General features: G+C 71.8%; 20 protein-coding genes. 8 read left to right on the forward strand and 12 right to left on the reverse strand.

Annotated features, from left to right (window positions below; genetic code table 11):
* Positions 1-95: 95 nt before the first annotated feature.
* Positions 96-1,295, reverse strand: coding sequence for a lipid-transfer protein (locus ABT137_RS18140; RefSeq protein ID WP_351709695.1), 1,200 nt, complete (start codon positions 1,293-1,295; stop codon positions 96-98).
* A gap of 195 nt (positions 1,296-1,490) precedes the next feature.
* On the opposite strand from ABT137_RS18140, the gene ABT137_RS18145 reads away from it, so the two are divergent.
* A complete protein-coding gene (locus ABT137_RS18145) occupies positions 1,491-3,242 on the forward strand; it encodes an MFS transporter (RefSeq protein WP_351709698.1) in 1,752 nt (583 codons plus the stop codon).
* 118 nt (positions 3,243-3,360) lie between these two features.
* Here ABT137_RS18145 and ABT137_RS18150 read toward each other — a convergent pair whose 3' ends face one another.
* Positions 3,361-4,413 carry an aldo/keto reductase gene (locus ABT137_RS18150; RefSeq protein WP_351709701.1) on the reverse strand — a complete coding sequence of 351 codons (1,053 nt, stop codon included), beginning with the start codon at positions 4,411-4,413 and terminating at the stop codon, positions 3,361-3,363.
* A gap of 180 nt (positions 4,414-4,593) precedes the next feature.
* On the opposite strand from ABT137_RS18150, the gene ABT137_RS18155 reads away from it, so the two are divergent.
* From ABT137_RS18155 to ABT137_RS18170, 4 genes are all read left to right on the forward strand, one after another.
* Positions 4,594-5,247: a class I SAM-dependent methyltransferase gene (locus tag ABT137_RS18155; protein WP_351709704.1), complete on the forward strand. Its 654-nt coding sequence runs from the start codon at positions 4,594-4,596 to the stop codon at positions 5,245-5,247.
* Between the two features lie 22 nt (positions 5,248-5,269).
* A complete protein-coding gene (locus ABT137_RS18160; RefSeq protein WP_351709707.1) occupies positions 5,270-6,202 on the forward strand; it encodes an N-acetylmuramoyl-L-alanine amidase in 933 nt (310 codons plus the stop codon).
* A gap of 144 nt (positions 6,203-6,346) precedes the next feature.
* The gene (locus ABT137_RS18165) at positions 6,347-7,153 is read left to right on the forward strand and encodes a hypothetical protein (RefSeq protein ID WP_351709710.1); all 807 of its coding nucleotides are present in this window, start codon (positions 6,347-6,349) and stop codon (positions 7,151-7,153) included.
* 95 nt (positions 7,154-7,248) lie between these two features.
* A complete protein-coding gene (locus ABT137_RS18170; protein ID WP_351709713.1) occupies positions 7,249-8,259 on the forward strand; it encodes an LLM class F420-dependent oxidoreductase in 1,011 nt (336 codons plus the stop codon).
* A gap of 22 nt (positions 8,260-8,281) precedes the next feature.
* Here the strand turns inward: ABT137_RS18170 and ABT137_RS18175 are convergent, their stop codons facing one another.
* The 4 genes from ABT137_RS18175 to ABT137_RS18190 form a co-directional block, all read right to left on the reverse strand.
* On the reverse strand, positions 8,282-9,061 hold the full coding sequence (locus tag ABT137_RS18175; RefSeq protein ID WP_351709716.1) for a hypothetical protein: 780 nt from the start codon (positions 9,059-9,061) through the stop codon (positions 8,282-8,284).
* A complete protein-coding gene (locus tag ABT137_RS18180) occupies positions 9,048-10,643 on the reverse strand; it encodes a substrate-binding domain-containing protein (RefSeq protein WP_351709719.1) in 1,596 nt (531 codons plus the stop codon). Before ABT137_RS18180 ends, ABT137_RS18175 begins: the two co-directional genes overlap by 14 nt.
* Positions 10,640-11,917: a hypothetical protein gene (locus tag ABT137_RS18185; RefSeq protein WP_351709722.1), complete on the reverse strand. Its 1,278-nt coding sequence runs from the start codon at positions 11,915-11,917 to the stop codon at positions 10,640-10,642. The genes ABT137_RS18180 and ABT137_RS18185 overlap by 4 nt, the downstream gene beginning before the upstream one ends.
* A 128-nt stretch (positions 11,918-12,045) precedes the next feature.
* Entirely contained in the window at positions 12,046-12,609 is a 564-nt protein-coding gene (locus ABT137_RS18190) for a hypothetical protein (RefSeq protein ID WP_351709724.1), read from the reverse strand.
* A gap of 136 nt (positions 12,610-12,745) precedes the next feature.
* On the opposite strand from ABT137_RS18190, the gene ABT137_RS18195 reads away from it, so the two are divergent.
* A complete protein-coding gene (locus tag ABT137_RS18195) occupies positions 12,746-13,033 on the forward strand; it encodes a hypothetical protein (RefSeq protein WP_351709727.1) in 288 nt (95 codons plus the stop codon).
* 83 nt (positions 13,034-13,116) lie between these two features.
* On the opposite strand, the gene ABT137_RS18200 is transcribed toward ABT137_RS18195, so the two are convergent.
* The 3 genes from ABT137_RS18200 to ABT137_RS18210 are packed head-to-tail and all read right to left on the reverse strand — an operon-like array spanning position 13,117 to position 16,378.
* A complete protein-coding gene (locus ABT137_RS18200) occupies positions 13,117-14,187 on the reverse strand; it encodes a prenyltransferase/squalene oxidase repeat-containing protein (RefSeq protein WP_351709730.1) in 1,071 nt (356 codons plus the stop codon).
* Entirely contained in the window at positions 14,184-14,963 is a 780-nt protein-coding gene (locus tag ABT137_RS18205) for a class I SAM-dependent methyltransferase (protein ID WP_351709733.1), read from the reverse strand. Before ABT137_RS18205 ends, ABT137_RS18200 begins: the two co-directional genes overlap by 4 nt.
* On the reverse strand, positions 14,957-16,378 hold the full coding sequence (locus tag ABT137_RS18210; protein ID WP_351709736.1) for a glycosyltransferase family 4 protein: 1,422 nt from the start codon (positions 16,376-16,378) through the stop codon (positions 14,957-14,959). The genes ABT137_RS18205 and ABT137_RS18210 overlap by 7 nt, the downstream gene beginning before the upstream one ends.
* A 220-nt stretch (positions 16,379-16,598) precedes the next feature.
* Between ABT137_RS18210 and ABT137_RS18215 the strand changes: the two genes are divergently transcribed.
* Positions 16,599-17,228 carry a TetR family transcriptional regulator gene (locus ABT137_RS18215; protein ID WP_351709739.1) on the forward strand — a complete coding sequence of 210 codons (630 nt, stop codon included), beginning with the start codon at positions 16,599-16,601 and terminating at the stop codon, positions 17,226-17,228.
* A 301-nt stretch (positions 17,229-17,529) separates the two neighbouring features.
* On the opposite strand, the gene ABT137_RS18220 is transcribed toward ABT137_RS18215, so the two are convergent.
* Complete coding sequence (locus tag ABT137_RS18220) at positions 17,530-18,393, reverse strand: tetratricopeptide repeat protein (protein WP_351709742.1); 864 nt, start codon at positions 18,391-18,393, stop codon at positions 17,530-17,532.
* A gap of 124 nt (positions 18,394-18,517) precedes the next feature.
* On the opposite strand from ABT137_RS18220, the gene ABT137_RS18225 reads away from it, so the two are divergent.
* Positions 18,518-19,153, forward strand: coding sequence for a maltokinase N-terminal cap-like domain-containing protein (locus ABT137_RS18225; protein WP_351709745.1), 636 nt, complete (start codon positions 18,518-18,520; stop codon positions 19,151-19,153).
* Here the strand turns inward: ABT137_RS18225 and ABT137_RS18230 are convergent.
* Complete coding sequence (locus ABT137_RS18230; protein ID WP_046728337.1) at positions 19,150-19,383, reverse strand: ferredoxin; 234 nt, start codon at positions 19,381-19,383, stop codon at positions 19,150-19,152. The two genes, ABT137_RS18225 and ABT137_RS18230, sit on opposite strands and share 4 nt — an antisense overlap.
* Positions 19,384-19,389: 6 nt before the next feature.
* Complete coding sequence (locus tag ABT137_RS18235) at positions 19,390-20,847, reverse strand: aldehyde dehydrogenase (RefSeq protein ID WP_351709748.1); 1,458 nt, start codon at positions 20,845-20,847, stop codon at positions 19,390-19,392.
* Positions 20,848-20,961 lie beyond the last annotated feature (114 nt).

The raw sequence follows: 20,961 nt of genomic DNA on the forward strand, positions 1-20,961 counted from the left end.
GATGTCATGCTCTCAAGCCGGTTACGGTCCTTGCATCGGCTTTTCGGCCCACGTGGCCCACGCGGCCCTCGGTCGCCGGCCCTCGGTCGTACGGCCTACGCCGCCCGCCGGAACAGCGTGACCACCGCCGCCCCGCCCAGTCCGATGTTGTGCGCGAGTCCCACCCGGGCCCCGGGCACCTGCCGGTCACCGGCCGTGCCGCGCAGCTGCCAGACAAGTTCGGCGGTCTGTGCGAGCCCGGTCGCGCCCAGCGGATGCCCCTTGGAGATGAGCCCGCCGGAGGGGTTCACCACCCACCGGCCGCCGTACGTGGTCGCGCCGGACTCGACGAGCTTGCCCGACTCGCCGACGGCGCACATGCCGAGCGCCTCGTAGGTCAGCAGCTCGTTGACGGAGAAGCAGTCGTGGAGCTCGACGACGTCGACGTCCTCGATGCCGAGGCCGGAGCGGTCGTACACCTGCCGGGCCGCGGCCCGTGACATGGGCTGTCCGACGACGTCGATGCACGAGCCCGACGCGAAGGACTCCTCGGTGTCGGTCGTCATCGCCTGCGCGACGATCTCGACAAGACCGGTGAGGCCGCGCCGTTCGGCGAACCGTTCGGAGACGACCACGGCCGCCGCCGCGCCGTCGGAGGTGGGCGAGCACTGGAGTTTGGTGAGCGGGCGGTGGACGGTGCGGGCGGCGAGGATGCCGGCCACGTCGTACACGTCCTGGAACTGGGCGTACGGGTTGTCCGCGGAGTGCCGGTGGTTCTTGGCGGCCACGGCGGCGAGCTGTGCCTCGGTCGTGCCGTACCGCTCCATGTGCTCACGGGCCGCGTCGCCGAAGATCTGCGCGGTGGGCGGGGTCATCTCGAAGCCGTGCCGGGCGGCCATGACGCCGTAGTGCCGGGCGACGGGCGAGGTGGAGAAGTCACCGCCGTCGGCCCCGCCGCCCAGCGCGCCCCTCTTCATCTTCTCGAAGCCGAGGGCCAGGACGCAGTCGGCCGCCCCGCCCTCGACCAGTTGGCGGGCGAGCATCAGGGCGGTCGCGCCGGTGGCGCAGTTGTTGTTGACGTTGTAGACGGGGACGCCGGTGAGACCCAGCTCATAGGCGGCGCGCTGACCGGCGGTGGAGGGCTGGAAGCAGTAGCCGACGGGAACCTGTTCCACATCGGCATAGGAGACCCCGGCGTCGGCGAGCGCGGAGCCGCCGGCCTCCCGGACCATGTCCCAGTACTGCCAGTCACGACTCTCGGGCTTCTCGAACTTGGTCATCCCGACCCCGGCGACATACGCCTTCACAGCAGCCATGACGCGGGAGACTAGAACACGTTCCACAAACAGGCCAGACCCTGACGGGAGATCAGAAACCCATGGGAGGGTCAAGGATTCGTTAGCAGCTCGAAGCAACGGAATAGTTGCCTGTGCATACGAGGTTTACCGAGCACTTATTCCGCACGCACGCCGTTACTTCCCGTCACTCTCTCGGCCCGGAGGCCTCACTCAATGACGCACACGACGACCGACCAGCCCGCCCGGGGCGCGAGCGGGGCCGTGGTCCCGGTCCTCGCCTTCGCGGGCATCGTGGTCGCGGTGATGCAGACCCTGCTCGTTCCGGTCATCAAGGACCTCCCGCAGCTGCTGGCCACCGAACCCAGCAACGCCACCTGGGTCCTGACCTCGACACTGCTGTCGGGCGCCGTGGCGACCCCGATCATGGGCCGCCTCGGCGACCTCTACGGCAAGCGGCGGATGCTGGTCCTGAGTCTCGCCGTGATGGTGGTCGGCGCGCTGATCAGCGCGCTCACCAGCGACCTGCTCACGATGATCGTGGGCCGGACCCTCCAGGGCTTCGCCATGGGCGCGATCCCGCTGGGCATCGGCCTGATGCGCGACATGCTGCCGCGCGAGAAGCTCGGCTCGGCGATGGCGCTGATGAGCTCCTCGATCGGCGTCGGCGGCGGCCTCGCGCTGCCCGCCGCGGCCCTGGTCGCGCAGCACATGGACTGGCACGCCCTGTTCTACGGCGCCGCCGGCCTCGGCGTGCTCTCCATAGCCCTGACCCTCCTCGTCGTACCGGAATCCCCGATGCGCGCTGAGGGCTCCTTCGACGTGCCCGGCGCGATCGGCCTGTCGGCCGGTCTGGTGCTGCTCCTGCTGCCCATCACCAAGGGCAGCGACTGGGGCTGGTCGTCCGGCACCACGCTGGGCCTGTTCGCCGCCTCGGTGACCGTCCTGCTGCTGTGGGGCGTGTTCGAGCTGCGCCACTCGGCCCCGCTGGTCGACCTGCGCACCACGGCCCGCCCGGCGGTGCTCTTCACCAACCTCGCCTCGATCATGGTCGGCGTCAGCTTCTACGTCGTCTCGCTGGTCCTGCCGCAGCTGCTCCAGCTCCCGAAGGCCACCGGCTACGGCCTCGGCCAGTCGATGGTCAGCGCCGGCCTGCTGGTCGCCCCGCTGGGCCTGACGATGATGTTCACGGCCCCCGTCTACGCCCGCCTCTCCGCCAAGTACGGCCCCAAGACCACCCTGATCCTCGGCATGCTGATCATCGCCATCGGCTACGGCGCCGGTCTCGGCCTGATGAGCGCGGCCTGGCAGAGCCTGGTCATCGCGGTCGTCCTCGGCGCGGGCATCGGCCTCGCCTACTCCTCGCTGCCGGCGCTCATCGTCGGCGCGGTCCCGGCCTCGGAGACCGGCGCGGCGAACGGCCTCAACACGCTGATGCGGTCCATCGGTACGTCCGTGTCCAGCGCCGTCATCGGCATGGTGCTGGCCAACACGGCGAACCACGTGGGCGGCGTCGCCATCCCGACCATGCACGGCTTCCGGGTCTCGTTCCTGATCGCCACCGGAGCGGTCGCGGTGGGTCTGGTCCTCGCCCTGCTGCTGCCGAAGCGGGGCCGGCCGGCCGAGGTCGCCCAGCACACGCAGCTGCGGGCGAGCAGCGAGGAGGAGGCGGTGCTCGCAGGCGCCGAGGAGGTGCTGCGCGGCTTCCGCGGCCGCGTCCTGGACGCCACGGGCGTGCCGGTGGCCCGCGCCAAGGTGACCCTGATCGACCGGCGGGGGCGGCAGGCGGGCGCCACGCTGTCCGGCGAGGACGGCACCTACGCGCTCGCGGTACCGGCCGAGGGGGCGTACGTGCTGGCCGCGAAGGCGGCGGGTCACGGCCCGCTCGCCTCGTCGGCGACCCACGCCGGGGACGACCGGGCGGTTGACCTGGACCTGGCACTCCCCGGGGAGACGGTCAGCGCGTGACACTCCGTGGGGGGCGGCCGCGAGTACGACGCGGCCGCCCCCCACTTGCTACGGGACCCGTCCAGTTTGCGGCGGGGCCCTCCTGCTTGCCACAGGACCCCTCCGGCGTGCGCCCGGGTCAGCCCGCGGCCGCGCGCTCCCCGGTCGGGCGCCTGCGGGCGGCCGAGTCGGTGAGGGACGGCGGCTGCCAGACGCCGTCGGCCCGGTAGAGGTCGGTGCCGGGGGCCACGATCTCGTCGATGCGGTCGAGTACTTCGTCGTCGAGGACCAGCTCGGCCCCCTTGAGCAGCCCGGTGAGCTGGTCCATGGTGCGCGGGCCGATGATCACCGACGTCACGGCCGGGTGCACCAGCGGAAACGCGACGGCCAGCTCCGGCAGGGTGCAGCCCACCTCCTCGGTGAGGGCGATGAGCTGCTCGACGGCCGCGTACTTCGCGGCGTTGCCGGGCGCGGCGGGGTCGAAGCGCTGCGGGGAGAGCTTGGCCCGGCCGGTGGTGAGGTCGACCGGCCGGCCCTCGCGGTGGGCGCCGGACAGGAACCCGGAGGCGAGCGGCGACCAGGTCAGCACGCCCATGCCCAGGCGCTGCGCGGTGGGCAGTACGGCCCGCTCGATGCCGCGGGCCAGCAGCGAGTACGGCGGCTGCTCGGTGCGCATCCGCATCAGCCCGCGCCGCTCCGCCACGTGGTGCGCCTCGACGAGGTCCTCGGCGGGGAACGTGGAGCAGCCGAACGCCCGGATCTTCCCCGCCGTCACCAGGTCGCCGAGGACGGACAGGGTCTCCTCGATGTCGGTGGTGTGGTCGGGGCGGTGCACCTGGTAGAGGTCGATCCAGTCGGTGTCCAGCCGCCGCAGACTGTCCTCGACGGCCTTGAGGATCCAGCGCCGCGAGTTGCCGCTGCGGTTGCGCCCCTCCCCCAGCGGAAAGTGCACCTTCGTGGCGAGCACCACGTCGTCGCGCCTGCCCTTGAGCGCCTTGCCGACGATCTCCTCGCACTCACCGGCCGAGTACATGTCGGCGGTGTCCACGAAGTTGATGCCGGCGTCGAGCGCCGCGTCGATGACGCGGGCACCGTCCTCGTGGTCGGGGTTGCCCACGCCTCCGAACATCATCGTGCCGAGGCAGTGGGTGCTGACCTCGATGCCGGTCTTGCCGAGGACGCGGTAGCGCATGTCGGAACTCCGTTGCAGGTGGGGCGGGTTGGCGGCGTCAGTGTAGGAGTTGGAGTGCGCTTGAGGGCCAGCCCCGCGACCGATTCGGCCGGCGCACACCCCTGTCGACGGGCCGGCAGAGCAGGTACGGCAGCATGGACGCCCGGACAGTCGTACGAGTGAATGAGGGAGAGGACGCCCATGACCGCGGCAGCCCCCAAGCCCGAGATCCTGGCCGCGTTCGAGGCGGCGAAGGGGTTCATGCCCGTCGGCGAGGGACTCGCGTTGTACGCGGCCGCCGTCGAGGCGGGGCGGCTCGGCCTGCCGTTGCTGGAGGTCGGGACGTACTGCGGGCGCTCGACGATCCTGCTCGCCGACGCGGCCCGCGCGGCCGGGGTCACCGCGCTCACCGTCGACCACCACCGGGGCAGCGAGGAGCAGCAGCCGGGCTGGGACTACCACGACCCGGAGACGGTCGACCCGGAGATCGGGCTGATGGACACGCTGCCCACGTTCCGGCGCACCCTGCACCGGGCGGGCCTGGAGGACCACGTCGTCGCCGTCGTCGGCCGCTCCCCGCAGATCGCCGCGTTCTGGAACTCCCCGCTCGGCTTCGTCTTCGTCGACGGCGGCCACACCGACGAGCACGCCACCGCCGACTACGAGGGCTGGGCCCCTCATCTGGCCCAAGGCGGGCTCCTCCTGATCCACGACGTCTTCCCGGACCCGAAGGACGAGTTCACCGGCCAGGCCCCTTACCGCGTCTACCTCCGCGCCCTGGAGTCGGGCGCCTTCACGGAGGTCGCGGCCCACGACTCGCTGCGTGTCCTGCGGCGAACGGGGGCGGGGATCTGAGGGCGCGGTTAGAGTCACAGACGTGTCGTACACAGGCCCGGAATTCGATTCCCCGCAGCAGCGCCGGTTCCGGCGGGCGCCGCTCGCCGTCGGTCTTGCCGCGCTGGTGCCCGGTGCGCTGCTCGGATGGGTGGTGTACGAGGGGGTGGGCAAGCCCGGCGGGAGCTCCGGCGGGAGCGCTGCCGGGCAGGCGGACGCGGCGACGCCCAAGTCGGCGGCCGCGGCGCCGAGCGACGACGCCAAGGTGCCCGGTGCGAGCCCGAGCCCGAGCGCGGCCCGCCCGCTGCAGGGCAAGGTCGTCGTCATCGACCCGGGGCACAACCCGGGGAACTTCCAGCACACGTCCGAGATCAACCAGAAGGTGAACATCGGGACGAACTGGAAGGAGTGCGACACGACGGGCACGTCCACCAACGCCGGGTACAGCGAGGCCCGCTTCTCCCTCGACGTCGCGCACCGGCTGCGTACCCTGCTGGAGCGGCAGGGCGCCACGGTGAAGCTGACGCACGACGGGGACCAGCCGGCCTGGGGGCCGTGCGTGACCAAGCGCGCGGAGATCGGCAACGCCGCGCACGCCGACGCGGCCATCTCCATCCACGCCGACGGAGCACCCGAGGGCGACCGCGGCTTCCACGTCATCCTCCCGGCCTCCGTGCACTCCGGCGCCGCCGACACCCGCCCGATCGTCGACTCCTCCCGCACCCTCGGCGAGCACATCGAGACCGACTTCGCGAAGGTCACGGGCAGCGCGCCGTCCAACTACGTCGGCAACGGCACCGGCCTCGACGTACGCAAGGATCTCGGCGGTCTCAATCTGTCAACGGTTCCCAAGGTGTTCATCGAGTGCGGCAACATGCGCGATAGCAAGGACGCGGCACTGCTGACCAGCGGGGCCTGGCGGCAGAAGGCGGCACAGGGGATGTCTGAGGGAATCGTGAGTTTCCTGCGCGGGTAGGCACCGGCAGGCCCCTCCGGGCGGACACCCTGATCGTTCGGACGATAGTGTCCTTCCTACGATTCCTACGATCGATTCCTAGGACGAGGGGCACACTCCCGCGACGCCTCCTCCGCCGACGAGACGACCCACGAAGGACCTGAAGTGAATATCCGCTCCCTCACTAGAGGCGACGGCGCGGTGATCGGAGCAGCGGTGTTGCTGTTCATCGCGTCGTTCCTCGACACGTTCGACAAGTCCGGCCCGAACGCCTGGGACAACCTCGGCCTCGTGATGAGCATGTACGTCGGCGGCATCGCCGGCGCGGTCCTGATCGTCCTCGCCCGCGCACTGCCGCAGCCGTTCAAGTTCGTCGGGCTCGACCTGGGCCAGATCGGCGTCGGCCTCACCGTGTTCTCCCTGTGGACCGCGTTCTGGTCGACCATCGACCCGCTGGGCGCGTTCTCCGACCAGTTGGGCGGCGCCGACGTCGGTGCGGGCTCCGGCCTGATCCTCGGTCTGATCGCGGCGCTGGTCCTGGCCGCGGCCGCGATCGCCACCCCGCTGGTCCCGGCGCTCCAGGCGGCCCTGGTCCCGGCCCCCAAGCCGCAGGCCCCGCAGCCCTACGGCGCCCAGCCCCCCGGCGGCTACGGCTACCCCGGTGCCGCCGCCCCGCAGCCCGGCCAGCCCTACGGCGCGCAGCCGCAGCCGCAGCCCGGTCAGCCCTTCGGCCAGCAGCAGCCCCCGGCCGCCGCACAGCAGCCGCCGGCCCCCGACTTCTCGCCGTTCTGGTTCGCCGTACCGGTGTCGCGACCGCTGTTCGCGGAGGACGGCTCGACCGCGCCGATCGCCGAACTCGCGCCCGGCACCTGGTACTTGGCGGTCGAGCAGCGGGGCGCCGCCCTGGTGGCGCAGACCCAGGACGGCCGCCGCGGCGTGCTCCAGGACACCTCCGGGATCCAGCGCGGCTGAACAGCCCCGCACGTACGGCCCCTTGCCCTTCCGGGTGAGGGGCCGTTGTCGTACAGTCGCCCGGCGATTGTCTGACGCAACGTCAGGAGGTGGCCATGCGGCTCGGGTTGGCACTCGGCTACTGGGGGCGCGGGCCCTCCGCGGACCATGTGCCGCTGGCGCGGGAGGCGGAGCGGCTCGGGTACGACTCGGTGTGGACGGCGGAGTCCTGGGGCTCGGACGCCTTCACCCCGCTCACCTGGATCGCCGCGCAGACGTCGACGATCAGGCTGGGCACGGCCGTCGCCCAGATGGCGGCCCGGTCGCCGACCACCACCGCGATGCACGCGCTGACCCTGGACCATCTGTCCGGTGGCCGGATGCTGCTCGGGCTCGGGCTGTCCGGGCCGCAGGTCGTCGAGGGCTGGTACGGCCGCCCGTTCCCGAAGTCGCCGCTGACCGCGACACGGGAGTACGTGGACGTCGTACGGCAGGTGCTGCGCCGGGAGGGGCCGGTGGCGGTGGACGGCCGCTTCCACCCGCTCCCGTACCGGGGGCCGGACGCGACCGGTCTCGGCAAGCCGCTGAAGCCGATCACCCACCCCCTCCGGGCCGGCCTGCCGGTACTGCTCGGTGCCGAGGGGCCGAAGAACGTCGCGCAGACGGTCCGGATCGCCGACGGCTGGCTGCCGCTGTACTGGGCGCCGAGCCGGCCCGAGGTGTACGGCCCGGCGGTCGCCGACCTCCCGGAGGGCTTCCTGGTCGCCCCCATGGCCCAGGTCAAGGTCTGCGACGACGTGGCGGCCGGACTCCTTCCCGTCAAGGCCATGCTCGGCTTCTACATCGGCGGCATGGGCCACGCCGCCCGCAACTTCCACGCCGACCTCATGGCCCGCATGGGGTACGAGGAGGAGGCGCGGCGGATCCAGGAACTGTTCCTGTCCGGGCGGCGCGAAGAGGCCGTGCTGGCGGTGCCGGACGCGTTCGCCGACGAGATCTCGCTGGTCGGCCCCCGCGAACGCATCGCCGAGCGGCTGGAGTTGTGGCGCAAGGGCCCGGTGACGGACCTGCTGGCCCTGGCACCCGACCCGCACACCCTGCGGGTGCTGGCCGAGCTCAACTCCTAGGGGCCCAGGAGCTGTCCGGCGCTCAGCGGAAGACGGCGAGCGGGTCCAGGGTCAGCTCCCGGGCCTGGCGGTTCCAGCTGCGCACCTTGCCCAGGCAACGGGCCTGGAACTCGACGCCGTCCGGGTACTCCTCGTCCCGGAACTCCTCACGGACCCCGGAGACCGAGCAGGTCATCTTGACGTGGGCGGGCTCGTCCGGGGCCGCCCCGTAGCCGGCCCGCAGCACGAGGGTGCGGTCGCCCAGCCTGCGGGCGGTGAAGCGGCCGGTGACCCAGACGAACTCCGACATCACGTCGCTCAGCGCGACCCGCTCGGCACGCCGCTCCCGCAGCCGTTCGCCGAGCGCCCGGTTGGGCACGAGCCGGTCGGCGAGCAGGTCGGCGTCCACGACCACGTCCTCCTTGCGCATCGTGTCCATGAGCAGCCGTATCACCGTGATCGGGGTGTTCTGCGTGACGTACGTCGTGACGCGCTCCCGGGTGATGTCCTGGGTCGCTCCCCCGTCCCCGAAACCGAGCCGGCCCTTGAGGCCGAACCCGGTGGTGACGTTGGTGCGGTCGGCGACCTCCTGTTCCAGGGCCGCCGCGAAACCGCCGCTCTGAAAGAGGTCCATCACCCGCTGCTCGTGCAGGTAGAAGCACATGCCGTGGACGGTCCGCCCGCCCCCGCGGCTGCGTTGCCGGCGGACGAAGGCCGTCACGCCGTACCCTGCGAGGACCGCCCAGCCCACTGCCGTCAGCGCCCACAGGAGGGCCCACGGCCACCCCCACGCGCCCCACCACTCGCTGTCAATGGCAGCCACGGATCTCCTTGAACGCCTCGGAGAGGGAGGAGAGCCCGGCGTCGACCATGCGGCCCCCGGTGGCCGTGGCGGCCCGCGCCAGGGCGCCGGCGTCGGCCTCTCCGAACGGAACGGTGAACGTCGGCACCGCCTTGGCCGCGTCGCCGAGCGCGTCGTACCGGCGCCGGAACTCCTCGTAGAACAGGCCCGAGTTGCTCTCGCCGTCGGTCATCAGGACGATCGCCACCGGCCGTTCGGGCTTTGCGCGCACGGCGCCGACGGCGATCCGGTAGCCGCGGTCGAGCGCCGACCACACGGCGGTGGCGTCGTCGAAGCCGCCGTCGGCGACCACCCTGTCGAGGGCGCGCAGATCACCGTCGTCGCGGACGGTCACCGTGCGCTCCTGCAGGACGTGCCCGCCGAAGCGGACCACAGTGAGCCGCTCCCCGCGGTAGAACCGGGTGAACTTGCCGCCGGTGGACGTGTCCGCACCGCTCAACCCGGTGAAGGCGGCGCGCAGTTCGGCGATCCGCCGGCCGCGCATCGAGGTGGAGAAGTCCAGCACGAACACCACCTGGTCGGCGGTCGGGTCGGCGGGATCGCCGTAGTCGTCGACCAGTTGCTCGACGACGGCCAGGCGGTCGGGGAAGGACAGCGCGTTGCCGACGGAGGTGCGCAGGGCGGGTGCCGGGGTGACGTCCGGGTCGACCGGCCGCCGGTAGGTCGTCTCCATCAGCTTCCGCTGCGCGTCGGCGCCGAGCAGCCAGTCCACCACCTTGCGGTACGCCTCCCGTTGCGCCGGGTCGAGGAGCAGCAGCGGGAAGTCGGAGAGCACCATCCCGTCGTCGGGGTGGACGATCTCCAACGGCTCGCGCAGCTTCTCCGTGGCGTTCAGGGCGAGCAGTTCGGACTCGTGGGCGATCAGGGCGTCGGCCCGGTCCTGGTGGGCCGGGTAGCCGGCCAGCAGGTCGCGCGAGCTGGCACCGGTCAGGGTCTGGCCGGAGCGGAAGCCGCGCAACCGGTCGCAGGAGACGTCCTGTGCGCGCAGCGCGCTGCCGGTGCCGGCCGCCGCCGTGGCCACGCCGACCAGGGCGGCCCGCCCGGTGTCGCTGCGCCGCGGGTCGGCCATCCCGAACCGGACGATCCCGCGGGCGGCCGCGTCCGCGATGTCCGCCCAGGTCAGCCGGCCACCGGGCACCCCCTTGCGGAGCCGCTCGGCGACCGAGGGGGTGAGCCCGACCACGACCGGGGAGCGCATGATCGGCGTCGACTCGGGCCGCGCCGCGCTCTTCCCGGACGCCTGCAACCGCAGCAGGAACGACCGGTCCGAGACCGGCCAGGCGAGGTCGTACGACGATGTCCCGGCGGCGGGCGGCTGCCCGGCGAGGTCGGCGGTGGCCTCGTACGACATGTCGAGGCGGACCCCGGTGTCGGCCGCCAGTTCGTCCAGCAGCGGTGCCATGTCGGCGAGTTCGGGGCTGGCGAGGACGCGCAGGGTGACCCGGTCCTCGTCGTTCTGGCCGCACCCGGTGGTGAGGGCGGCGGGCAGGAAGAGGGCCAGGGCCAGACAGGCGGTGCGGACCGCCCGCGGGTACCGCCTCATTCGTCGTCCCGGACCGGCGGCGGGCAGTCGCCCACGTAGGTGATGATGTCCTCCAGGACGTCCAGGGCGGGCTCGTACACCTTGGTCTCGTCGTTGTTCTGCCGTGGCGCCTGGATGCCGTGGTCGCGCAGGTACGCGTTGAGCCGCTCGCTGGTGCCGTCCTCGCCGCTGAACCGTACCCGGAAGCCGAGTTCCACGGCGCGGTCGCGCAGTTCGGGGTCGTTCTGCATCAGCTCGGTGAGCCGGTCGCCCTCGGGGCTCAGGGAGATCAGCTGGGGTTCGGTGAGGGCGTAGGGGGTGGGGTAGAGCAGGACCCGGTCGGTGTCCTGCCGGTGGTGCCTGTCGTGGTACTCGACCTGGTGGGCCAGGTACTGGTGCTCGTAGATCACCGAGACGGGTGCGATGCTCTCGCCCAGGTCGGAGAAGTAGCTGTCGGCCTGTTCGTCGGCCCACATGCCCTGGAGGTCGATCAGGGGCTTGATCTTCTCGGCGAGGCTGCGTACGGCGCCTTCGGGGTTGCCGGTGTCCGTGGTGCCGGGGGTGGTGTTCCCGCCGGCGACGAAGGCCAGGATGCTCAGATAGGTGCCGGCCGAGTTGGACTCGCAGACGCTGGAGGTGCGCACCAGCACCCGGCCGCTGTTGCTGTGCCCGCTGACCTCGCGGTAGCCGATGCCGTTCCAGGTGTCGGCCGTACGGCCGGAGCCGTCCTTGAGGTTCTTCCGGTCGTCCTTGCCGTCGAGCAGGCCCATGAAGCGGCGCATGTCGAGGTCGTAGTAGAGCGTGTGGGCCGCGTCCGAGCCGGGCTGGGGGCGCGCCACCCCGGCCTTCACCAGGGTCTCGGCGTAGTCCCGGAAGGTCGCGAGGACCAGCGGGGTGACGAAGGGGCGGGCGGACTTCGCGGTCATGCCCTGCTGCCGGTCGAGGATCATCTTGGCGGCGGGCTGGCCGGACGGGAAGACGACGTCCATGCCCTTGAGGGACTGGGTGGCGATGCCCCGGGAGCCGAGGCGGTGGATGTCCACCCGGATGCCGTGCTTGAGCAGCAGCCGCTGGACCTCGCGGTCCTTGAAGAAGTCCGACTTGGAGGCCATCTTGGCCTCGATGGTGACGACGCTCCGGTAGGGCCGGGGCACGTCGGCGGGCAGCAGCAGGGAGAGCGGGCCGGCGAGGGCCAGGGGAAGGGCGAGCAGGACGTGGCGGGGGAAGTGACGCCGGGGTCTTCGGCCTATGCCGAGCCGGGGCTCGCCGGCGGTGACGGGTCTGGAGTCGGACACCTGAGCTCCTGCCTCTCCGGGGGCAGGATCATCGGGCACCGCCTCGAACGGTCCCCGCCGGAAGCGTCAACTCCGGCCGAACACGGGGCGAACGGCACACCGGCGCCGCATTCTCCCAACTGTGCTCGCTACTGGGTGAGTTGGGACGCCTTCGGCACCTGGTTGGTGACCGGGGCACCGGCGCTCCTGCCCGCGTCCTTCACGCCGTTGATGACGTCCTGGAACGAACTCGCCGCGTTCGGGTCGCCCTTGCGGAGCTTGGACGGCAGGTCCTTCAGTCCGTCGATCGCGGCGGTGAGCGGTGCGAGGGCCTTGGAGAGCAGCGGGTCGCCCTCGGCGTTCCGCTTGGCGGCCTTGAGCCGGTTGTACGCGAACCCACCCGCGGCAGCGGCCTTGATCAGGGTGAAGGTTCGGCCGTGGGCGCCCTTCTTGAACTTGCCGGCCTTCCACGGTTTCACGATCCACTGGTAGGTCGCGCCGGCGGCGAGACCCGCGTTGGCTACGAACCGCGTCTTGGCGAGCTTCTGCCTCTCCGCGGACGTACTCGGACTCGGCGTGTCGGCCACCGGGGCCACCGCTATGCCGGTGTCGACGGCCTTGCTCCGGGTGCTGCCGGCGCAGGCGGTGACACCGGCGACCAGGGCGCAGCAGAGGGTGAGCGTGACGACGAGGCGCCGTATCGGTACGGGCACAGGTCCTCCCGTGTGTCTCGGTGTCGTCCCCGAGCGGGTTGCTTCTTCCGGCAGCCTCACCCAGATGGCGGCACCTCGCCACTCGGGGAGAACGCGGTTCAGGTTTCAAGGACCGTACAGCGGCAAGCCGCAGGGTATGTCCTCTGAAAGCGGTGCCAATCAGGCCGGTAGGGTCGTCGCGATCGTCGCCGACATCATGGCCCTCATCCTGGGCCTCTGGATCCTGATGTACCTGTTGGACGCGAACCGGGCGAACAGCCTGGTCCAGTTCGTCCACGACGCGGCCGACTGGCTGGCCGGCTGGTCACACGACCTGTTCACCTTCGACAAGGCATGGGCGCGAGTGGTGGCCGGCTACGGCCTGGCCGCGGTGGTCTACCTGTTCGTGGGCCACGCGATCGCCAACCGTATGCACCGCCACTGAAAGAGCACCCCGCAGGGGCGGGGGGAACTGCGCGACCAGCCCCAACGGCGCCGCACCCGCCACCGCGCAGAACCCCCGCCCCCTTAGGCGCAGCAATCCACCTCAAGCCCAGCAGGAAGCTCCCCGCCCCCGAACACCGCACACGTCGCGTCATGCCCCCCGAGCGCGGCAACGGCGAGCAGCAGCGACCCCGCCGTCCACGTCGTCAGCTCCCGCGGCCAGATCGCGTCGTCCTCGAAGACGTACCCCGTCCAGTACAGCCCCGACTCGGCGTCCCGCAGATGCCGGATGGACTGGAGAACCTGCAGCGCCCGGTCGGACTCCCCCACCGCCCACAGCGCCAGCGCCAGCTCGGCCGACTCCCCGCCGGTCACCCACGGATTGGGTACGACGCACCGCACCCCGAACCCGGGCACGACGAACCGTTCCCAGTCCTTCTCGATCCGCGCGCCCGCCTCCGCACCGGTCAACGCCCCGCCGAGGACCGGGTAGTACCAGTCCATCGAGTACCGGTCCTTGTCCAGGAACCGCTCCGGGTGCCGCCGTATCGCGTGCCGCAGCGCGCCCACCGCCAACTCCCAGTCCGGCTGCGGTTCTTCCCGCTGCTCGGCGATGGCGAGCGCGCAGCGCAGCGCGTGGTGGATCGACGAACTCCCGGTCAGCAGCGCCTCGTCGGTCGCCGTGCCGTCGTCCTCGCGCCGCCAGCCGATCTCGCCGCCCGGCTGCTGCAACCGCAGCACCCACTCGACGGCCGCGTAGACGGCGGGCCACATCCGGTCGAGGAACGTGTCGTCGCCGGTGGACAGGTAGTGGTGCCAGACGCCGACGGCGATGTACGCGACGAAGTTGGACTCGCGGGCACGGTCGGTGACGTCGTCGTGCGCGCCGTCGGCGTAGGCCGCGTACCAGGAGCCGTCCTCGTTCTGGTGCCGGGCCAGCCAGCGGTACGCCCGCTCGGCGGCCGCGTGCTCCCCGGCCGCGTCCAGCGCCATCGCGGCCTCGGTGTGGTCCCAGGGGTCGAGGTGGTGTCCCCGGAACCACGGGATCGCGCCGTCCTCCCGCTGCACGGCGAGGATGCCGCGGACGGTCGCGGCGGCCTGCTCGGCGGTGAGGACCCCGGGCAGGACGAGGTGTTCTGTCCGGGGGGTGGTCACTTGGCGGCCACCTCGGCGTCCGACGCGGCCGACGGGGCCTTCGGGCCGGCCTCGGCCCGGGGCAGGTGCGGTTTGGTGGCGTAGACGACGAAGCTCTTGCCCATGACCGGGTTCAGCGCCTGCTCGGCGACGCGCGTGGCCAGCGGCTTCTTCATGATGTCCCAGACCAGCAGCTTGTGGTACGCCCGCACCGGCAGCGCCTTGTCGTTGTCGACGCCGAACGCGCACTTCAGCCACCAGTACGGCGAGTGCAGCGCGTGCGCGTGGTGGCTGCCGTAGGGCCGCAGACCGGCTTCCCTGATCTTCCCGACCAGCTCGTCGGCCTTGTAGATGCGGATGTGGCCGCCCTCGACCTCGTGGTAGGCGTCGGAGAGCGCCCAGCAGACCTTCTCGGGGCCGTAGCGGGGCACGGTGACGGCGATCCGGCCACCGGGCTTCAGTACCCGCACCATCTCGGCGAGCACGCCCTTGTCGTCGGGGATGTGCTCCATCACCTCGGAGATGATGACGACGTCGAAGGACTCGTCGGGGAAGGGGAGGGCCAGGGCGTCGCCCTCCATGGCGGTCGCGGTCGCGCCCGCCGGGGCCTCGCCGGCCTCCTTCATCGCCGCGAACCACTTGGCGACCTCGCGGATCTCCTCGCCGTTCTGGTCGAGGGCCACGACCTGCGCGCCGCGCCGGTAGCACTCGAAGGCGTGCCGGCCGGCCCCGCAGCCGAGGTCCAGGACGCGGTCGCCCGGCGCGAGCGGGAACCGGGAGAAGTCGACGGTCAGCACGTGGCCCTGCTTTCACTCTCGTGACGAACACCAGCTGAGGCCGCGGAGCGGCCGGGATCGCGGGGCGCGGAGCGGGCCACGGCCTCGGCCGCGGAGCGGTCCTTCGCGCTGCCGGCGGAGCGGGCGATCGCCTCGCGGTAGCGGGCCACCGTGCCCTCCGCGGCGCGCGCCCACGTGTAGTGCCGCAGCACCCGCTCACGGCCCGCCCCGCCGAGCCGCAGCCGCAGCTCCGGGTCGCCGAGCAGCCGGCTCAGCCCGGCCGCCAGCGCGCCCGCGTCGCCCGGCGGTACGGCCAGGCAGGTCTCCCCGTCGCGCCCGGCGACCTCGGGGATCGCGCCGCCGGTCGTGGCGACCAGCGGGGTGCCGGTCGCCATGGCCTCGGCGGCGGGCAGCGAGAAGCCCTCGTAGAGCGACGGCACGCAGGCGACCTCGGCCGAACGGACCAGGTCGACGAGTTCGGCGTCGGAGATGCCCTTCACGAACTCGACGGCGCCGTCCAGGCCGTAACGTTCCATCGCCTGCGCGACGGGCCCCTCGACGGGCCGCTTGCCGACGACGACGAGGTGGGCGGCGGGGTGCTCGGTCCGTACCTTGGCGAGCGCCTCCACGAGGTACACCAGCCCCTTGAGAGGCACGTCCGCGCTGGAGGTGGTGACGATCCGGCCGGGCACCTGGGGGACGGCGGGATTCGGCGCGAAGAGGTCGGTGTCGGCGCCGATGTGGACGACGTGGATGCGGTCCTCGCGGACGCCGAGATGGTCGACGATCTCCTGGCGGGAGGTGCCGGAGACGGTGAGCACGGAGGGCAGCCGGCGGGCGACCCGCTTCTGCATCCGGGTGAAGGCGTACCAGCGCCGTACGGAGTACCGCCGTTTCCAGCCCTCGGCGGCGTCCAGCTCCAACTGCCGGTCGACGGTGATGGGGTGGTGGATGGTGGTGACCAGGGGGGAGCCGATGTCCCCCAGCAGGCCGTATCCCAGCGTCTGGTTGTCGTGGACGACGTCGAACTCCCCGGCGCGGGCGCGCAGGTGGCGGCGGGCGCGCAGCGAGAAGGTCAGCGGTTCGGGGAAGCCGCCGGTCCACATCGTGGCCACCTCGAGGGCGTCCACCCAGTCCCGGTACTCGTCCCGCCCGGGCGTCCGGAACGGGTCCGGGGAGCGGTACAGGTCGAGGCTGGGCAGCTCGGTGAGGGTGAGACCCGGGTATCCCTCGTCCAGGACGGGGTACGGCTGCGAGCCGATCACCTCGACCCGGTGCCCGAGCCGGGCCAGCTCGCGCGACAGGTGTCGTACGTACACACCCTGGCCGCCGCAGAACGGGTTCCCTTTATAGGTGAGGAGCGCGATGTCGAGCGGTCGCTCGCCGTCGGCGGCGGGTTCCTCGTCGGCACCCGCCCGCCTGGCCTCAGCGGTCACTCTGGGCCCCCTTCTCCCTGCACTTTCCCGTGAGATTACGCCGGGACGGTAATCTAGAACAAGTTTCAGACTTGATCGTTCAAGAGGCTCTGAATCTACCGGCAGGTAGGGGCGGAGTGAGCAGTGGATCGGGTGATTCGCGCCACGGCGGGAACCCCTGCCATGCTGTCTGATCACTCGCCCTGAGCACTGCCCTCACCGACTGTCACGGACGGGACCCATGCCTGCGGAAGCCAAGGTGGACATCGGCGCCAGATCGGCCACCCCGCCGCTCACCGAGCGACAGGAGGCCCGGCGCCGCCGGATCCTGCACGCGAGCGCCCAGCTGGCCAGCCGGGGCGGTTTCGACGCGGTGCAGATGCGGGAGGTGGCCGAGTCCTCCCAGGTGGCCCTGGGCACGCTCTACCGCTACTTTCCGTCCAAGGTGCATCTGCTGGTCGCGACCATGCAGGACCAGCTGGAGCACATGCACGGCACGCTGCGCAAGAAGCCGCCGGCGGGCGAGGCGGCGTCCGAGCGGGTGGCCGAGACCCTGATGCGGGCCTTCAGGGCCCTCCAGCGCGAGCCCCACCTGGCCGACGCGATGGTCCGCGCCCTCACCTTCGCCGACCGCAGCGTCTCCCCCGAGGTGGACCAGGTCTCCCGGCAGACGACGGCGATCATCCTGGACGCGATGGGCCTGACCGACCCCACCCCGGCCCAGCTGTCCGCCGTCCGGGTGATCGAGCACACCTGGCACTCGGCGCTGATCACCTGGCTCTCGGGCCGCGCCTCCATCGCCCAGGTGAAGATCGACATCGAGACGGTGTGCCGCCTGATCGACCTGACGGAGCCGGAGCAGAAGCCGTAGGCGCCGCAGGGCATGCGAACGCCTACGAGACGGGTTCCCTTCGCCGGCATGGTCCGGATCAGGTGTTGGGGGTCGCCGTCCGGCCTTGCTGCTGCCTTCCGGCCTCTCAGCCCGACCGTCGACGTCGGCACTGGCGGATGCTTCTGCATCTGCGTCACGCCTGAGTCGGCTACTCCGCTCGGACTCCCTCACTCGCCTCGTAGGCTGCTTCCAGCATAGAACGTGCAGAGCGAATAAGAACCCCCCAATGGGGGATTTTTTGGACTTTTCATGATATGGCCGATACGACCGCTCCGGCCGCCTACCCCACCGGCGCCAGCCCGCTCCAGCTCCGCCCGGCGGCGCTCTCCCCGGCCCACCGCTCCAGCAGCCGTCGGGCCTCCGCCTCCGGGGCCGCCAGGGAGACCCGCTGGGCGCCCGCGTGAGCCTGGCGCCGCTGTTCGTGGGTGCCCTCGCTGCAGCAGGAGCAGAGCACCTCCAGGCTGCTGGCGGCCTCGGCACCGAAGTCGTGCTCGGTGAAGAGGGCGATCAGCGCCTCCAGGTCGGCGACCTCGCCGGCGCTGACCGTCACCTCCAGGGTCGGCAGCTCGGAGGCGCGGAAGAGGAGCAGTTCGTCGAAGACGGGAAACTCCCGGCCGTCGACCACCCGGTGCCCCTTGGGCTCACCGTCGTGCACGACGATCTCACCGAACCGCCGCCCCGCGGTGACCGGCACGTTCATCACGCGGCCCCGGGTGGGGCACAGCCGGTCGATCCAGACGACCTCGCGTTCGCCGCCGGTGTCGAGCCGTACACAGGCCGCCCCGAACCGCCCCTCGATCTCCCCCTCCCCCGCCGGGAGGTCGATGCCGAAGCCCGCCCAGGCGTCCCGGGCGGTGGCCCAGTCACCCTGGATGGTGGCCGCGATGCCGAGGTTCCAGAACGCCGGGTCGCCCTCCCCGCGCGGCGCCCGGGCGGCGGCCTCGCGGCCCAGGGCGCAGGCCTTCGCCCAGTTGCGCAGGAACTTGTGGGCGAGCGCGGCGTCGTACCACCACACCGCGCTCCGCTCCTCGTCCGGGAACCGTGCGAGGACCTGCTCGAAGAGCCCGGCCGCGGCCAGCCACTCCTCGGCCTCCCACGCCCGGTAAGCCTCCTTGATCAGGCTCTCGGCCTCGGACTCGCGCACGTTTCCCACCCTGTTCGGACCGTCGGACCGCAGGAGCGTACCCCAGGACGGCGGCAGGATTTCGTGGCCGCCGGGGCGGAAAACACCTGGCCGGGCGACCCCGCCCGAACGCAGAATCACCCCCATGGCACTCATCCACCACACCACTCTCAAGCCCACCAAGGTCGAGCTCCTCGCCGGCTGGCTCCCCACCCGCCCCTGGTACCACGGCCCCGCCGTACCGGAGTTGGTGAAGGCCGGCGGATTCCGGCTCGACGACCCGGCGGGCGAGGTCGGGATCGAGTTCATGGTCGTCACCGAGCGCACGGCGGGCCCTGGGGCGTACCTCGTACCGCTCACCTATCGCGGCGCCCCGCTGCCCGGCGCCGAGCACGCGCTCGTCGGCACCATGGAGCACGGGGTCCTCGGCACCCGCTGGGCCTACGACGGCTGCCACGACCCGGTCCTGGCCGCCGGGTTGCTCGCCCTGATCGAGGGCCGCGCCGAGGCCCAGGCACAGAGCATCACCGACACCCCCGACCGTGAGGTCGCCCGGTCCTACGCCGGTGCGGGTCCCGTGCCCGGTCTCGGTGCCCCCGTCGACACCGACGAGAGCACCGAGTTCGCCGTACCGGACGGCGGGCTGGTGCTACGGCTGCGGCGGGTGCTGACCGCCGGTTCGACGGCGCCCGACGGCGCGGTCGGGCAGGTCACCGGCGCCTGGCAGCAGCCGGACGGCACGCGCGCCCGCGCCCTGTTCGCCGCCTTGGGAAGCCGTTAGTCCTCCGGCGGGAACACCGGCTCCCCGCTGTCCAGCAGGGTGATGGTGATCGCCTCCACCGGGCAGTTCTCCGCCGCGTCGAGGACCCTTCCGTTGGCGTCCGTCTCCGGGTCCACGGGGTGGGACTGCATGGCGGAGTCGAGGCGGAAGGCCCCGGTGGCGCGGTGGACGCACTGGGCCGAGCCGATGCAGATCGAACGGTCGACCTCGACGTGCCAGCGGTCCCCCATGCGTGCTCACCCCTCCCAGCCGGCCGGGAGGTGGATCATCTTGTGTTCGAGGAACTCGCTGTACCCCTCCGGCCCGAACTCCCGCCCCAGACCGGAGTTCTTGTAGCCGCCGAAGGGGCCCAGCATGTCGAGGCTGAAGGTGTTGACGGAGTAGGTCCCGGTACGGACCTGCCGCGCGACCTCGATGCCGTGCGCCACGTCCGCCGTCCAGACGCTGCCGCTCAGCCCGTAGTCCGAGTCGTTCGCGATCTTCAGCGCCTCGGACTCGTCGCCGTAGGGGAGGAGGCAGATCACCGGGCCGAAGATCTCCTCGCGCGCGATCCGCATGGAGTTGTCGACGTCGCCGAAGAGGGTGGGCTCGACGTACCAGCCCTTCTCCAGACCCGCCGGCCGGCCGCCGCCGGTGAGGATCTTGGCGCCCTCCTCCTGGCCGATGCGGATGTAGTCCAGGTTCCGCTGCTGCTGGCGGCGGGCGACCAGCGGGCCCACCTGGGTGGCCGGGTCCAGCGGGTCGCCGACCTTCAGGGCGCTCGCCGCGGCCGCGAAGGCGTCGGCGAACTCGTCGTAGCGCGAGCGCGGGACGAGGATGCGGGTCTGGGCGACGCACGCCTGGCCGTTGTTCATCCAGGCCGCCGGGACGATGCCGGCGACGGCGGCCGCCACGTCCGCGTCCGGCAGCACGACGGCCGCCGACTTGCCGCCGAGTTCCAGGGTCACCCGGGTGAGGTTCTTCGCGGCGACCTCCATCACGCGCTTGCCGGCCGCGACCGAGCCGGTGAAGGAGACCTTGTCGACGCCCGGGTGGGAGACGAGGTACTCACTGACCTCGCGGTCCGCCGGGAGGATCGACAGCACGCCCTCCGGCAGCCCGGCCTCCTTCGTGATCTCGCCCAGGATGTACGCGTCCAGCGGCGACTCCGGGGACGGCTTGAGCACCACCGTGCAGCCGGTGAGCAGCGCGGGGGCGAGCTTGGCGGCGGCCACGAACTGGGGCACGTTCCACGGCACCACGGCCGCCACCACCCCGACCGGCTCCCGCCGCACCAGGATCCTGCCCAGCACCCCGTCGCGCGTCTCCTCGTACGTGAAGTCGCGCGCGACCCTGATCGCCGCGTCCCACACCATCATCGCGCCGAGCGCCTGCGCGAGGACGCTCCAGGAGTACGGCGAACCGTTCTCGGAGGAGATCACCCGCGCGATCTCCTCGTGCCGCACGGCGATCGCGTCCTTGATCCGGGTGACGACCTCGATCCGCTCGTCGAGCGTCATCCGCGGCCAGGGCCCCTCGTCGAAGGCCCGCCGGGCCACCGCGACCGCCCGGTCCACGTCCTCCCGCGAGGCATGCGGCACCCGGCCGAAGACCTCCTCGGTGTGCGGAGAGACCACCTCGATGACGTCCTTGCCCAAGGGGTCGGTCAACTCCCCGCCGATGAAGAGCTGTCCGTGTTCCAGGAACTCGGTCATGGCGCCCCGCCACCCTTCCTGACGATGTTTCAGAACTGATACCAGTTCTAGTTGAACTAAGCCAGGGGCAGGGCCGAATAGGCTCCCACCAGGACTTTTGCCGGCACCTTTGAC

The organism is Streptomyces sp. NPDC001980 (genome assembly GCF_040296885.1).
Classification (GTDB): Bacteria; Actinomycetota; Actinomycetes; order Streptomycetales; family Streptomycetaceae; genus Streptomyces.

Coding starts and splice junctions, on each gene's coding strand:
- ABT137_RS18215 (WP_351709739.1), top strand. CDS start 16,599: ATGCCTGCGGAAGCCAAGGTGGACATCGGCGCCAGATCGGCCACCCCG.
- ABT137_RS18150 (WP_351709701.1), bottom strand. CDS start 4,413: ATGCGCTACCGCGTCCTCGGCAAGACCGGCATCGAGGTCAGCACCCAC.
- ABT137_RS18140 (WP_351709695.1), bottom strand. CDS start 1,295: ATGGCTGCTGTGAAGGCGTATGTCGCCGGGGTCGGGATGACCAAGTTC.
- ABT137_RS18155 (WP_351709704.1), top strand. CDS start 4,594: ATGACCGCGGCAGCCCCCAAGCCCGAGATCCTGGCCGCGTTCGAGGCG.
- ABT137_RS18235 (WP_351709748.1), bottom strand. CDS start 20,847: ATGACCGAGTTCCTGGAACACGGACAGCTCTTCATCGGCGGGGAGTTG.
- ABT137_RS18170 (WP_351709713.1), top strand. CDS start 7,249: ATGCGGCTCGGGTTGGCACTCGGCTACTGGGGGCGCGGGCCCTCCGCG.
- ABT137_RS18195 (WP_351709727.1), top strand. CDS start 12,746: ATGTCCTCTGAAAGCGGTGCCAATCAGGCCGGTAGGGTCGTCGCGATC.
- ABT137_RS18225 (WP_351709745.1), top strand. CDS start 18,518: ATGGCACTCATCCACCACACCACTCTCAAGCCCACCAAGGTCGAGCTC.
- ABT137_RS18230 (WP_046728337.1), bottom strand. CDS start 19,383: ATGGGGGACCGCTGGCACGTCGAGGTCGACCGTTCGATCTGCATCGGC.
- ABT137_RS18180 (WP_351709719.1), bottom strand. CDS start 10,643: ATGAGGCGGTACCCGCGGGCGGTCCGCACCGCCTGTCTGGCCCTGGCC.
- ABT137_RS18145 (WP_351709698.1), top strand. CDS start 1,491: ATGACGCACACGACGACCGACCAGCCCGCCCGGGGCGCGAGCGGGGCC.